The following is a 14,191-nucleotide window of genomic DNA, read 5'->3' on the forward strand; positions in this document are numbered from 1 at the left end:
TAAGGTCACCGTCGGGCGTGCGCGATCCTCGCCGAGAGCTGATGCGCGTGAGCGAGGAGGATCCGGCCCAGCTCGGCCTGACGCTCCGGGCCGAAGCGGAAGGCGACACCGGTGAGGCTGAGCGCCCACTCCGGGCGTCCGGCGCGGTCGAACACCGCCGCGCCGAGGCCCCAGCTCCCCTCGACGATCAGGCCGGGGTTGACGGCGAACCCGCGTTCCTTCGTCTCGGCGAGGCGCTTCCGCAACGGGCGCTCGCCATGAGCGCGTCCCCAGTTCTCGACGAGCTCCGGATGGCGCTCCAGGTAGGCATCCACATCGTGGTCGGGGAGGAAGGCGAGGATCGCGAGGCCGGCGCTCGCCACGCCGAGCGGGAAGCGCACCCCCTCGCTCAGCACGAACGAGCGGATGGGGAACGACCCCTCCTCGCGCAGCAGGCAGACCGTCTCGTCCGCGCGGCGGACGGAGAAGAACGCGCTCTCCTCAGTCTTCACGGCGAGCGACCGCACGATGTCCCGGGCCAGGGCCGTCACGTCGTATCGTGCGGCGGCCACGGATCCCATGAGGAAGAGCTCGGGTCCGGGCATCCAGCGCGTGCTGTCGGCGTCGCGGTCGACGAGTCCCTCCGCGCGGAGGGCGCTGAGCAGGCGATGCGCGGTGGGCCGGGAGAGGCCGGCGCTGCCGGCGAGTTCCTGCAGGGTGGCGCCGTCGGTGCCGGCGGCCGTCACCAGTCGCAGGAGCCGCGCTGCCCGCGCGACCGCCTGAGTGCCGGGGACCGGGTTCGTCGCAGTGTCCACATAGTGGACGCTAGTGGCGCGGGCGTCCACATCGCAAGAGGGCGCTGGTCATGGCTCCGCCGGGGCGGGAGGCTGGTGGGGACACGGAACCGAAGGAGCAGACGTGATCGACAAGCAATGGGAGTCCGCGGCGGCCGCGGTCGCCGACATCCCGGACGGCGCCTCGCTCGCGGTCGGAGGCTTCGGGCTCTCCGGGAACCCGATCGCCCTCATCGAGGCGCTCCTCGCCCAGGGCACGACAGACCTGAGCGTCGTCAGCAACAACTGCGGGGTGGACGACTGGGGCCTCGGCATCCTGCTCGCCGCGCAGCGCATCCGGAAGATGACGTCGTCGTACGTGGGGGAGAACAAGGAGTTCGAGCGGCAGTTCCTGTCCGGGGAGCTCGAGCTGGAGCTGACCCCGCAGGGCACGCTCGCCGAGAAGCTGCGGGCGGGAGGATCCGGAATCGCGGCGTTCTTCACCCAGACGGGCGTCGGCACCCAGGTGGCCGAGGGCGGTCTGCCTCGCCGGTACCACGCCGATGGCTCGATCGCGGTGGCCTCGCCGCGCAAGGACGTACGCACGTTCACGGTGCACGGCGAACCGCGCGAGTTCGTGCTGGAGGAGGCGATCACCACCGACTTCGCCCTGGTCCATGCGGTCCGCGGCGACCGGCACGGCAACCTCGTGTTCCGGAAGGCGGCGCGGAACTTCAACCCGCTCGCTGCGATGGCCGGGCGCGTGTGCATCGCGCAGGTGGAGCGGCTCGTCGAACCGGGAGAGCTCGACCCGGACGCGATCCACCTGCCCGGCGTCTTCGTGCACCGGATCGTCGAAGTCGGCGAGGACATCCCCCAGCGCATCGAGCGACGGACCGTCGCCGCGGAAGGAGCCTGACATGGCGCTCACGAGAGACCAGATGGCCGCGCGTGCGGCGGCCGAGCTGCCGGACGGCGCGTATGTGAACCTCGGCATCGGCCTGCCCACGCTCGTGCCGAACCACGTCCCGTCCGACGTGACCGTGGTGCTGCAGTCGGAGAACGGCATCCTCGGGGTCGGGCCCTATCCGCGGGAGGACGAGGTCGACCCGGATCTCATCAACGCGGGGAAGGAGACGGTGACCACGCTGCCCGGGGCGGCGTTCTTCGACTCCGCCCTCAGCTTCGGCATGATCCGCGGCGGGAAGATCGATGCCGCGATCCTCGGGGCGATGCAGGTCTCCGCCACGGGAGATCTCGCGAACTGGATGATCCCCGGCAAGATGGTCAAGGGCCCAGGGGGTGCGATGGACCTCGTGCACGGCGCCGGACGGGTGATCGTGCTGATGGAGCACGTCGCCAAGGACGGCTCGGCGAAGATCGTCGACGCGTGCACGCTGCCGTTGACCGGACGCGGCGTCGTGGACCGGATCATCACGGACCTCGCGGTGATCGACGTGACGCCGGACGGGCTCGTCCTGGTCGAGCTCGCGCCCGACGTCTCGGTGGAGCAAGTGCGGCAGGCCACGGAGCCGCCTCTCCGCCTCGCCCCGGAACTGGACAACGGAAGGACCGAGATCAATGAGTGAGAACGATGTCGTCATCGTCGCCGCGGCGCGCACCCCGCAGGGGCGGCTGAAAGGACAGCTCGCCGCCTTCACCGCGCCGCAGCTCGGATCGTTCGCGATCCGCGGTGCGCTGGAGCAGGGCGGGGTGGACCCGGCAGACGTCGATGCGGTCATCGTGGGGCAGGTGCTCGCCGCGGGGTCGGGACAGAACGCCGCCCGTCAGGCCGCCATCGGCGCCGGGATCGGCTGGGACGTCCCCGCCCACTCCGTGAACAAGGTGTGCCTGTCCGGTCTCACGGCCGTGATCGACGCGGCGCGCATGATCCGGACCGGGGACGCCGAGGTCGTCGTCGCCGCTGGCATGGAGTCCATGACCCGCGCACCGCACCTGCTCATGGGATCGCGCGATGGCTGGACCTACGGCACCGTCGAGGTCCTCGACCACATGGCCTACGACGGGCTGACGGACGCCTACGACCGGGAGAGCATGGGCGCGTCCACTGAGCGGCACAACGCGCGCTACGAACTCACCCGGGAGGCCCAGGACCAGGTCGCCGCGCTCTCGCATCAGCGGGCCGCCGCCGCGCAGGAGAGCGGTGTGCTCGACGCGGAGATCGTCGCCGTCGAGGTGCCGCAGCGCCGGGGCGAACCCGTGCGGGTGACCCGAGACGAGGGGGTGCGCCCCGAGACCACGGTGGAGACCCTCGCGGGACTGCGCGCCGCCTTCGCCGAGGGCGGCTCGATCACGGCGGGCAACTCATCCCAGATCTCGGACGGCGCCTCCGCCGTCGTCGTCACGACTCGCGGGACGGCCGAGGCCAAGGGCTGGCCGGTGCTCGTGACCGTCGGGGCGAGCGGCCAGACCGCCGGCCCGGACAACTCGCTCCAGGCGCAGCCGGCGCGGGCGATCGAGCAGGCATGCCGGAAACAGGGCATCACGCCGCAGGACCTCGACCTCGTGGAGATCAACGAGGCGTTCGGGGCCGTCGTGGCCCGCTCGCAGACCGAGCTCGGGCTGGACGGGGAGATCGTCAACGTGCACGGCGGCGGCATCGCGATCGGTCATCCGATCGGTGCCTCCGGCAACCGCCTCGTGGTGCACGTCGCGCACGAGCTGGCCCGCCGGGGAGGCGGAACCGCGGCGGTCGGCCTGTGCGGCGGCGGCGGTCAGGGCGAGGCACTCATCCTCACCCGGTGACGCGGGAGGCGCGGGGGTGCGTCAGGACCGCTTGTCCTGGGCGTGCCCCTGCGCGTCGGCGAGGGCCTTCTGCGAACGGAACTGCAGACGCTGCGCCTTCTTGGACTTCTTCACCGACTGCGGGGAGTCCGCGTCCACCGGCACGCCGTGGCGCTCACGGCGCATGTCGACGACCGCGCCGACCGCGAGCGCCATGGTGATGCCCCAGCTCACCCACGACAGGAGCGAGCGCCAGGTGATGGGTTCGTTGCGGGTGCCGCGCAGCAGCGAGATCCCAGCCGAGATCGCGGCGACGAGTCCGGTGCTGAAGAGGTAGCGCATGCCCCTACGGTACCCGCAGGGAGCGCACGCGGGTCGGTGGCTTGACAAGGCGGGGGAGCGACTGGCAGGGCATGCGTCCTGAGGCACCGGATATCATGGGAGGGTCGCGGTTCGCCCGCGGCCGCAGAAACCGTGTATCTACCGGCCGTCGGCATCTCCGGCGGACAGCGGCGGCACCCGACATCGCGTCGTCGACGCGCGAGAGCCATGACACACGCCAGCACCACGCCCGATATCGCCGAGCCGAGCCTCTTCCGCCTCGCCGGCCTGCCCTACTTCCTCATCGCGTTCATCGCGCGTCTGCCCTTCGCCATGATGGTGGTCGGTGTGCTGACCGTCGTCGTGTCGGCGCGGGAATCCCTGTCGCTCGGCGGGCTCACGTCCGCTGCGGTCGGTCTCGGCACCGCCTGCTTCGGCCCGCTCCTGGGCGCCGCCGCCGACCGCTTCGGCCAGCGCACGGTCCTCCTCGCGCTCGCCGTGGGCAACGCGGCGATGCTCCTGCTCTTCACCGCGGTGGTCTACGGTCCGGCCGCCGACGGCTTCGTGCTTCTCACCGCGATCGGCATCGGTGCGACGGCTCCGCAGGTGGCGCCGCTCTCGCGCTCCCGTCTGGTCACGATCATCGGCGAGCGGATGCCGGCGGAGCGCCGCGCCCGCACCGTCTCCGGCACGATGGCGTACGAGTCGGCCGCCGACGAGACCGTCTTCGTGTTCGGTCCTTTCCTCGTGGGCGTCCTCGCCTCGGCACTCGCACCCTGGGCCCCGCTGGTCGGCGCCGCCGTGCTGACCCTGGTGTTCGTCGGGGCCTTCGCGCTGCACCCGAGCGGACGGCATGTCTCGCAGGACCGCACCGAGGACGGTCGGGCGCCCTCCGCCGTGTCCGAGCTGTTCCGGCCGCAGCTCCTCATCGTCGTCCTCGGCATCCTCGGCGTCGGCATCTTCTTCGGAACCATGCTCACCTCGCTCACGTCGTTCATGGCCGACCTCGGCGCCCCGGAGCAGGCGGGCCTGCTGTACGGCGTGATGGGCGTCGGCTCCGCGCTGCTGGCCCTGGGTGTCGCGTGGCTCCCCGCGCGGTTCTCGCTCCGGGCGCGATGGCTCGTCTTCTCCGGAGTCCTCCTCGCCGGCTCGCTGCTGCTCGGCATCGTCGACTCGCCGGCGGGGATGATGCTCGCCCTGGCCATCATGGGCATCGGCATCGGCCCGACCCTCGTCACCCAGTACAGCTTCGGAGCGGCGCGGAGCCCCCGTGGCCGATCGGCGACGGTGATGACGATGCTCGGCTCCGGCGTGATCGTCGGCCAGTCGATCGGCGCCGCGGTGGCGGGGGAGGTCGCGGAGAGTCTCGGCACGTCGGCCGCCCTCGTGCTTCCGATGATCGCGGCCGGCATCGCGTTCGCGGCGGGTCTCGCCAACTGGGCCCTCAGCGGTCTGCACCGCGGAACGTCCGCTGTCAAGGCCTGAGCGCGGACCAGCGGTCGGCGCTCATCCTCGGTAGGTTGGAAGCTCCTGGACCGAGGAGTGCCCCTGTGACCGCTGCTGATTTCGTCGTCGTCGCCAACCGCCTCCCGGTGGACCGGGTCGTGGGGCCCGACGGCGAGGAGACCTGGCGGACGTCGCCCGGCGGCCTCGTCGCCGCCCTCGAGCCGATGATGCGCCGCGTGCACGGCGCCTGGGTCGGCTGGCCCGGTCAGCCGGACGTGGAGCTCGAGGCCTTCGACGCCGACGGGATCCATCTCATCCCGGTGTCGCTGAGCTCCGAGGAGGTCGCGGACTACTACGAGGGCTTCGCCAACGACACGATCTGGCCGCTCTACCACGACGTCATCGCCCCGCCGCAGTACCACCGTGAGTGGTGGGAGGCGTATGTGCGGGTCAACCGCCGGTTCGCCGAGGCCGCCGCGGCCGCCGCCGCTGAGGACGGCACCGTCTGGGTCCACGACTACCAGCTCCAGCTGGTGCCCCAGATGGTCCGCGAGCTGCGCCCCGACGTCACGATCGGCTACTTCCACCACATCCCGTTCCCCGCGCACGGCCTCTACGCGCAGCTCCCGTGGCGTGACCAGGTGCTCCGCGGGCTGCTCGGCGCCGACGTCATCGGCTTCCAGCGGGCGCAGGACGCGACCTACTTCCTCACCGCGGTGCGGCGACGGCTGCGCTACGAGGTGAAGGGGCCGAACATCACGGTCCCGGAGCAGGGCGGCTCGCGGACGGCGATCGCCAAGGCGTTCCCGATCTCCATCGACACCGCCCCGTACCTCGAGCTCGCCGCGCGGGAGGACGTCCGGGCGCGGGCCGCGGAGATCCGCGCCAGCCTCGGCAACCCCAAGCGCATCCTCCTCGGCGTCGACCGCCTGGACTACACCAAGGGCATCGGGCACCGGATCAAGGCCTACGGCGAGCTCCTCGAAGACGGCCGCCTAGACGTGGAGGACGTCACGCTCATCCAGGTGGCAAGCCCGAGCCGGGAGCGGGTGGACGCCTATGCGCACCTCCGGGACGAGATCGAGCTCGCGGTGGCCCGCATCAACGGCGACCATGACACGGTCGGCCACTCCGCCATCCGCTACCTGCATCAGGGGTACCCGCGCGAGGAGATGGTCGCCCTGTACCTCGCGGCGGACGTCATGCTCGTGACGGCGCTGCGCGACGGTATGAACCTCGTCGCGAAGGAGTACATCGCCACGCGGACGGACAACCGCGGCGTGCTGGTGCTCAGCGAGTTCACCGGCGCGGCGGACGAGCTCCGTCAGGCCGTGCGCGTCAACCCGCACGACATCGCCGGGCTCAAGGACGCGATCATGGAGGCCGTGGAGATGTCGCCCGCCGAGCAGGGACGCCGCATGCGGTCCCTGCGCCGACGTGTGCTCGACAACGACGTGAACGCCTGGTCGTCGTCCTTCCTCGAGGCCCTCGCGGACGTCCGCAGCCGCTGACCGCCTTCCTGCACCCCCTACTTCCTCTCGATCGGAGACACCGTGACGCGCCCCTGGATCCCCGGAACCGCCGACGCCGACCTCACCGCCCTCGCGACGACGCCGCGCCTGGTCGTCGCCCTCGACTTCGACGGCACCGCCTCCCCGCTCGTCGTGGACCCCATGGCCGCGCGGGCGCTTCCCGAGGTGGCCGTGCAGATGAATCGCCTCGCTGCCATGCCCGACACCGTGGTCGCCTACGTCTCCGGGCGCAGCATGCACGACCTCCGGGAGATCACCGAGCACACCGACGACTCCGTCGTGGTGCTCGCCGGCTCCCACGGCGCGCAGTACTGGTTCCCCGGCGAGGGGGCCGCCGACGCGCCGGGCGATGCGACCGAGACCGGGGCGCGGGAGGAGCTGTGGGCGGCCGCGCAGCCGATCATCGACCGCTACGAGGGGGCGGAGCTGGAGCCCAAGACCTTCGGCATGGGCGTCCACACCCGCCGCGCGGACCGGGACACCGAGGAGAAGGTCTTCGCCGAGATCGACGCCCTCGTCGCCGAGCGCTTCCCGCACTGGCGGCGGCGCGCCGGTCACCGGGTCCTCGAGTTCTCGTCGCGGAACGAGGGCAAGGACGCCGCGATGATCGCCCTCCGGGAGCGCTTCGACGCGACGGGCATCCTCTTCGCCGGCGACGACGTGACCGACGAGGATGCGATGCGCGTGCTGCAGGAGGGCGACCTCGGCGTGCGCGTCGGACCGGGGGAGAGCGCCGCGACCCTCCGTGTGGACTCCCCACAACAGATCGCCGCGCTTCTGGAGACGCTCGCGAACGAGAGGGCCGTCGCGCAGGAATAGACTCTCGTCATGTCCTCGCATGATCCCTCCGCCAGCGCGCCCATCGACATCAAGCCCCGCAGTCGCGTCGTCACCGACGGCATCGAGGCCACGACCTCCCGCGGCATGCTCCGCGCCGTCGGCATGGGGGATGCCGACTGGGACAAGCCGCAGATCGGCATCGCGTCGAGCTGGAACGAGATCACGCCCTGCAACCTGAGCCTCGACCGGCTCGCGCAGGGCGCGAAGGAGGGCGTGCACTCCGGCGGCGGGTACCCGCTGCAGTTCGGAACCATCTCCGTCTCGGACGGCATCTCGATGGGCCATGAGGGGATGCACTTCTCGCTCGTGTCCCGCGAGGTCATCGCCGACTCGGTCGAGACCGTGATGATGGCCGAGCGCCTCGACGGCTCCGTCCTCCTCGCCGGCTGCGACAAGTCCATCCCCGGCATGCTCATGGCCAGCGCGCGCCTCGACCTGTCGAGCGTCTTCCTCTACGCCGGGTCGATCGCACCGGGCTGGGTCAAGCTCTCCGACGGCACCGAGAAGGACGTCACGATCATCGACTCGTTCGAGGCGGTCGGGGCCTGCCGTGCCGGCCTCATGAGCGAGGAGGACCTCAAGCGCATCGAGTGCGCCATCGCTCCCGGTGAGGGCGCGTGCGGCGGCATGTACACGGCCAACACCATGGCCTCCGTCGCCGAGGCGCTCGGCCTCAGCCTCCCGGGCTCCGCCGCTCCGCCCGCGGCCGACCGTCGTCGCGACTACTTCGCGCACCGGTCGGGCGAGGCGGTCGTCAACCTGCTCCGCCAGGGGATCACGACGCGCGACATCCTCACCAAGGAGGCGTTCGAGAACGCGATCGCCCTCGCGATGGCTCTCGGCGGCTCGACCAACGTCGTCCTCCACCTCCTCGCGATCGCCCGCGAGGCCGAGGTCGAGCTGAGCCTGCACGACTTCAACCGCATCGGCGACAAGGTCCCGCACGTGGCCGACATGAAGCCGTTCGGCAAGTACGTCATGAACGACGTCGACCGGCACGGCGGCATCCCCGTGATCATGAAGGCGATGCTCGACGAAGGGCTGCTGCACGGCGACGCGCTCACCGTCACCGGCAAGACGCTCGCCGAGAACCTCGCCGAGCTCGACCCGCAGCCGATCGACGGCGAGGTCATCCACACGTTCGACAACCCCATCCACGCCACCGGCGGACTCACGATCCTGCACGGATCGCTCGCGCCGGAGGGTGCCGTCGTCAAGACCGCCGGCTTCGACGCTGCCGTCTTCGAGGGCCCCGCGCGGGTCTTCGAGCGGGAGCGCGCCGCCATGGACGCGGTCGCCGAGGGCAGCATCGAGCCGGGGACGGTCATCGTCATCCGGTACGAGGGCCCCAAGGGCGGACCGGGCATGCGCGAGATGCTCGCCATCACCGCGGCCATCAAGGGCGCGGGGCTCGGAAAAGATGTACTACTCTTGACGGACGGACGATTCTCAGGCGGCACAACCGGCCTGTGCATCGGCCACATAGCACCCGAAGCGGTGGACGCAGGTCCTATCGCCTTCGTGCGCGATGGTGATCTGATACGGGTCGATATCGCAGCTCGCTCTCTCGATCTACTCGTCGACGAGGCAGAGCTCGCCTCCCGCCGCTCTGGCTGGGAGCCGCTTCCCCCGCGCTACACCCGAGGCGTTCTTGCCAAGTACTCGCGCCTCGTGCGGTCCGCCGCCGAGGGCGCGACGACCGGCTGATCCATCGACCGGCTCAGCAACCGCTCGATCGGAGCGCCGGTGTCCCGCACAGTTCATCAGAAGGAAAGTCATGACTGCTGACTCCGTCTCGGCCGTGCCGAGGCCGCCCGCCCGCCCATCCGCCCCGGAGATCACCGGTGCGGAGGCCGTCGTCCGCTCGCTCGAGCTGCTCGGCGTCACGGACGTCTTCGGCCTTCCCGGCGGCGCGATCCTCCCGGTCTACGACCCGCTCATGGACGCCTCGCAGCTCCGCCACATCCTCGTGCGGCACGAGCAGGGCGCGGGCCACGCGGCCGAGGGCTACGCGTCCGCATCCGGCAAGGTCGGCGTGTGCATCGCCACCTCCGGTCCCGGAGCGACCAACCTCGTCACGGCGATCGCCGACGCCTACATGGACTCGGTGCCGCTGCTGGCGATCACCGGTCAGGTGTTCTCGACGCTGATGGGGACGGATGCGTTCCAGGAGGCCGACATCGTGGGGATCACGATGCCGATCACGAAGCACTCGTTCCTGGTGAAGGACGCCGCGGACATCCCCGGCGCCATCGCCGCGGCCTACGAGATCGCCGGCACCGGGCGCCCCGGTCCGGTGCTCGTGGACATCACCAAGGATGCGCAGCAGGCGACGGCACCGTTCGTGTGGCCGCCGAAGATCGACCTCCCCGGGTACCGACCGGTGACCAAGGCGCACGGCAAGCAGATCCAGGCGGCCGCCGCCCTCCTCGCGGAGGCGAAGAAGCCGGTGCTGTACGTGGGCGGAGGCGTCGTCCGCGGCCGGGCCGCGGCCGAGCTGCTCGAGCTCGCCGAGTCGACCGGCGCGCCCGTCGTGACGACGCTGATGGCGCGCGGCGCGTTCCCGGACTCGCACCCGCAGCACCTGGGCATGCCCGGCATGCACGGCACCGTTCCCGCCGTGCTCGCGCTGCAGGAGGCCGACCTCCTCGTCTCGCTCGGCGCCCGGTTCGACGATCGCGTCACCGGCAAGGCCGCGCTGTTCGCGCCGCACGCGAAGGTCGTGCACGTCGACATCGATCCGGCGGAGATCTCCAAGATCCGCACGGCCGACGTGCCGATCGTGGGCGACGTGCGCGACGTGCTCACCGACCTCGACGCCGCCTTCCGCGGAGCGACGGCCGACGCGAAGCCCGACATCGAGGAGTGGTGGTCGTACCTCGACGGGCTCCGGAACGAGTTCCCGCTCGGGTACGCGCCGACGACCGACGGTCTGCTCGCCCCGCAGTACGTGATCCAGCGCATCGGCGAGCTCACCGGTCCGGAGGGCATCTTCGCCTCCGGTGTGGGGCAGCACCAGATGTGGGCCGCGCAGTTCATCAAGTACGAGCGTCCGAACGCCTGGCTGAACTCCGGCGGAGCGGGCACGATGGGCTACTCGGTGCCGGCGGCCATGGGCGCCAAGGTCGCGGAGCCGGAGCGCCAGGTCTGGGCGATCGACGGCGACGGCTGCTTCCAGATGACCAATCAGGAGCTCGCCACCTGTGCGATCAACAACATCCCGATCAAGGTCGCGATCATCAACAACTCGTCGCTGGGCATGGTCCGGCAGTGGCAGACGCTCTTCTACGACGGCCGTCATTCCAACACCGACCTGAACACCGGGCACGGCACGATCCGCATCCCCGACTTCGTGAAGCTCGCGGAGGCGTACGGCTGCCTCGCGATCCGCGTGGAGAAGGAGGAGGAGGTCGACGCCGCCATCCAGCTCGCGCTGGAGACGAACGACCGCCCCGTGGTGATCGACTTCGTCGTGAGTGCCGACTCCATGGTGTGGCCGATGGTGCCGCAGGGGGTCAGCAACAGCTATGTCCAGTACGCGCGCGACCACGCGCCCGCGTTCGACCAGGAGGACTGAGCCATGTCGACCCACGTCCTGAGCCTGCTGGTGGAGAACACCCCCGGCCTCCTGACCCGCGTCGCCGGCCTGTTCGCGCGCCGGGGCTTCAACATCGACTCCCTCGCCGTCGGCGTGACCGAGGTGCCGGGGATCTCCCGCATCACGGTCGTCGTCGACGTGGAGGAGCTGCCGCTCGAGCAGGTGACCAAGCAGCTCAACAAGCTGATCAACGTCATCAAGATCGTCGAGCTGGACCCGGCGTCGTCCGTGCAGCGCGAGCACATGCTCGTGAAGGTGCGCACGGACAACGCCAGCCGTTCGAACGTGATCGAGGTCGTCAACCTCTTCCGCGCCTCGGTCGTCGACTACGCCGCCGACGCCCTCGTGATCGAGGTCACCGGAGACAAGGGCAAGGTCGAGGCGCTGCTGCGCGCTCTGGAGCCCTTCGGCATCAAGGAGATCGCCCAGTCCGGCCTCCTCGCGATCGGCCGCGGCGGCAAGAGCATCACCGAGCGCGTCCTGCGCGGCTGACCCTTCGACAGACTCAGGGACCGCGCGTCCCGCACAACCACAACCAAGGAGAGAAACCAGTGAGCACCGAGATCTTCTACGACGACGACGCCGACCTGTCCCTGATCCAGGGCAAGAAGGTCGCCATCGTCGGCTACGGCTCGCAGGGCCACGCCCACGCCCAGAACCTGCGCGACTCGGGTGTCGAGGTCGCGATCGCCCTCAAGGAGGGCTCGAAGTCCGCCGCGAAGGCCGAGGAGGCCGGCTTCCCCGTGAAGACCGTCGCCGAGGCGACCGAGTGGGCCGACGTCATCATGATCCTCGCGCCGGACCAGCACCAGCGCACGATCTACAGCGAGTCGATCGCCCCGAACCTGACGGCGGGCAAGACCCTGGCGTTCGCGCACGGCTTCAACATCCGCTTCGGCTACATCGACGCTCCCGAGGGTGTCGACGTGATCCTCGTCGCGCCGAAGGCTCCCGGCCACACCGTGCGTCGCGAGTTCGTCGCCGGCCGTGGCATCCCGGACATCATCGCCGTCGAGCGCGACGCGTCCGGCCAGGCCTGGGACCTCGCGCTCTCGTACGCGAAGGCGATCGGCGGCACCCGCGCCGGCGTCATCAAGACGACCTTCACCGAGGAGACCGAGACCGACCTCTTCGGCGAGCAGGCCGTGCTCTGCGGTGGCATGAGCCACCTGGTGCAGGCCGGCTTCGAGACCCTCGTCGAGGCGGGCTACCAGCCGCAGATCGCCTACTTCGAGGTGCTGCACGAGCTCAAGCTCATCGTCGACCTCATGTGGGAGGGCGGCATCGCCAAGCAGCGCTGGTCGATCTCCGACACCGCCGAGTTCGGCGACTACGTCTCCGGTCCGCGCGTGATCGACGAGCGCGTCAAGGAGAGCATGAAGGGCGTCCTGTCCGACATCCAGTCCGGTGCGTTCGCGAAGCGCTTCATCGAGGACCAGGACAACGGGGCCGAGGAGTTCCTCGCCCTCCGCGCCAAGGAGGAGCAGCACCCCATCGAGGCGACCGGCAAGGAGCTGCGTTCGCTCTTCGCCTGGAAGCAGCAGGACGAGGACTACGTCGACGGCAGCGCCGCGCGCTGATTCGACTCGCGAACGAACGGGCGTCCCTCCGGGGGCGCCCGTTCGGCGTTCGGTACGGCATTCCGGGGCGCAGACATCGGATGTCTGTGCCAGGATGGACGCATGCGACAGGAATGGTTTGATGACGCCCGCTTCGGCATGTTCGTCCACTTCGGCCTCTACAGCGGGGCCGCGCGGCACGAGTGGGTGCAGAACTACGAACGCCTCACCGACGAGGAGTACCGCCCCTACTTCGACAACTTCGACCCCGACCTCTTCGATGCCGCGGCCCTGGCGAAGACCGCCAAGGAGACGGGGATGGGTTACGTCGTGCTCACGACGAAGCACCACGACGGCTTCTGCCTCTGGGACTCGAAGCTGACCGACTTCACCTCCGTCACGGCGGTCGGGCGGGACCTCGTGCGCGAGTACGTCGACGCTCTCCGTGCCGAGGGCATCCGTGTCGGCCTCTACCACTCGGTCATCGACTGGCATCACCCCGATTTCACGGTGGACTGGAACCACCCCCGACGTGACGAGGAGAACGCGCACGCCCTGAACGAGGGGCGCGACATGGCCCGCTACCGGGAGTACCTGCACGGTCAGGTCCGCGAGCTGCTCACCGAGTACGGCGACATCGACTACCTGTTCTTCGACTTCACCTACCCGGAGTCCAAGGATGGCTGGGAGGGCAAGGGGCCGCAGGACTGGGACGCCGAGGCGCTGCTCGCGCTGTGCCGCGAGCTGCAGCCGGAGATGCTCGTCAACGACCGGCTCGGCATCCCCGCGGACTTCGTGACGCCCGAGCAGTACCAGCCGACGGCTCCGATCGTCCGCGACGGGGTGCCCCTCGTATGGGAGGCGTGCCAGACGCTCAACGGCTCCTGGGGCTATCACCGGGACAACACCGACCAGAAGTCGCCGGTGCTGCTCGTGCAGATGCTCGTCGACTCGGTGTCGATGGGCGGCAACATGCTGCTCAACATCGGTCCGGACGGGCGCGGGGCGATCGCGCCCCGGGACGCGGCGACCCTCGCCGAGATCGGGGAGTGGATGCGGCTCCACGACCGCGCCGTGATCGGGGCCGGCCACGCGCCGTTCACGCCGCCCCGAGAGGGCGTGTACACGCTCCGCGGCGACCGGCTCTACCTGAGCCTGTTCAGCTGGCCGCTGGGCTTCGTGCATCTGCCCGGTCTTGCGGGCAAGGTCTCGTATGCGCGCCTGCTGAACGACGGGTCCTGGCTGCGCACGAGCGTCAGCGACCCGGACCAGCAGGCCGACCTGATGACGCCGGCGGGCGAGGCCGAGGGGACGCTCACGGTGCACCTCCCGGTACGCCGTCCCGACGTGCTGATGCCGGTCATCGAGCTGCGGCTGACGGGGGAGTGAGGCCGTCGG

At 70.3% G+C, this 14,191-nt stretch carries 13 protein-coding genes; 11 read left to right on the plus strand and 2 right to left on the minus strand.

Going from position 1 to position 14,191, the window contains the following annotated elements; genetic code table 11:
- Positions 1-5: 5 nt before the first annotated feature.
- Positions 6-794 (minus strand): IclR family transcriptional regulator, encoded by a 789-nt coding sequence (locus B7W94_RS14795; RefSeq protein WP_025103258.1) that lies wholly within the window; start codon positions 792-794, stop codon positions 6-8.
- A 103-nt stretch (positions 795-897) separates the two neighbouring features.
- Between B7W94_RS14795 and B7W94_RS14800 the strand changes: the two genes are divergently transcribed.
- Genes B7W94_RS14800 through B7W94_RS14810 form a run of 3 tightly spaced genes read left to right on the plus strand, consistent with a single transcriptional unit; the run spans position 898 to position 3,518 of the window.
- Positions 898-1,671 (plus strand): CoA transferase subunit A, encoded by a 774-nt coding sequence (locus tag B7W94_RS14800; RefSeq protein WP_025103259.1) that lies wholly within the window; start codon positions 898-900, stop codon positions 1,669-1,671.
- Position 1,672: 1 nt separating this feature from the next.
- On the plus strand, positions 1,673-2,341 hold the full coding sequence (locus B7W94_RS14805; RefSeq protein ID WP_025103260.1) for a CoA transferase subunit B: 669 nt from the start codon (positions 1,673-1,675) through the stop codon (positions 2,339-2,341).
- Positions 2,334-3,518, plus strand: a complete 1,185-nt coding sequence (locus B7W94_RS14810) for an acetyl-CoA C-acetyltransferase (protein WP_025103261.1) — start codon at positions 2,334-2,336, stop codon at positions 3,516-3,518. Before B7W94_RS14805 ends, B7W94_RS14810 begins: the two co-directional genes overlap by 8 nt.
- A 21-nt stretch (positions 3,519-3,539) precedes the next feature.
- Here the strand turns inward: B7W94_RS14810 and B7W94_RS14815 are convergent, their stop codons facing one another.
- Positions 3,540-3,839 carry a hypothetical protein gene (locus tag B7W94_RS14815; RefSeq protein ID WP_025103262.1) on the minus strand — a complete coding sequence of 100 codons (300 nt, stop codon included), beginning with the start codon at positions 3,837-3,839 and terminating at the stop codon, positions 3,540-3,542.
- A gap of 207 nt (positions 3,840-4,046) precedes the next feature.
- Between B7W94_RS14815 and B7W94_RS14820 the strand changes: the two genes are divergently transcribed.
- From B7W94_RS14820 to B7W94_RS14855, 8 genes are all read left to right on the plus strand, one after another.
- On the plus strand, positions 4,047-5,303 hold the full coding sequence (locus tag B7W94_RS14820; protein WP_085607362.1) for an MFS transporter: 1,257 nt from the start codon (positions 4,047-4,049) through the stop codon (positions 5,301-5,303).
- A 65-nt stretch (positions 5,304-5,368) separates the two neighbouring features.
- Complete coding sequence (locus tag B7W94_RS14825; protein WP_025103264.1) at positions 5,369-6,775, plus strand: alpha,alpha-trehalose-phosphate synthase (UDP-forming); 1,407 nt, start codon at positions 5,369-5,371, stop codon at positions 6,773-6,775.
- A 42-nt stretch (positions 6,776-6,817) separates the two neighbouring features.
- Positions 6,818-7,615, plus strand: coding sequence for a trehalose-phosphatase (gene otsB, locus B7W94_RS14830; RefSeq protein WP_025103265.1), 798 nt, complete (start codon positions 6,818-6,820; stop codon positions 7,613-7,615).
- 9 nt (positions 7,616-7,624) lie between these two features.
- Positions 7,625-9,343 carry a dihydroxy-acid dehydratase gene (gene ilvD / locus B7W94_RS14835; protein WP_060920981.1) on the plus strand — a complete coding sequence of 573 codons (1,719 nt, stop codon included), beginning with the start codon at positions 7,625-7,627 and terminating at the stop codon, positions 9,341-9,343.
- Positions 9,344-9,413: 70 nt separating this feature from the next.
- The gene (locus B7W94_RS14840) at positions 9,414-11,213 is read left to right on the plus strand and encodes an acetolactate synthase large subunit (protein ID WP_085607364.1); all 1,800 of its coding nucleotides are present in this window, start codon (positions 9,414-9,416) and stop codon (positions 11,211-11,213) included.
- Positions 11,214-11,216: 3 nt separating this feature from the next.
- Positions 11,217-11,726, plus strand: a complete 510-nt coding sequence (ilvN, locus tag B7W94_RS14845; protein WP_025103268.1) for an acetolactate synthase small subunit — start codon at positions 11,217-11,219, stop codon at positions 11,724-11,726.
- Positions 11,727-11,785: 59 nt separating this feature from the next.
- Entirely contained in the window at positions 11,786-12,814 is a 1,029-nt protein-coding gene (ilvC, locus tag B7W94_RS14850) for a ketol-acid reductoisomerase (protein ID WP_025103269.1), read from the plus strand.
- 102 nt (positions 12,815-12,916) lie between these two features.
- A complete protein-coding gene (locus B7W94_RS14855) occupies positions 12,917-14,182 on the plus strand; it encodes an alpha-L-fucosidase (RefSeq protein WP_085607366.1) in 1,266 nt (421 codons plus the stop codon).
- The last annotated feature ends 9 nt before the right edge of the window (positions 14,183-14,191 follow it).

This window comes from Microbacterium sp. LEMMJ01 (genome assembly GCF_002114135.1).
Classification (GTDB): Bacteria; Actinomycetota; Actinomycetes; order Actinomycetales; family Microbacteriaceae; genus Microbacterium.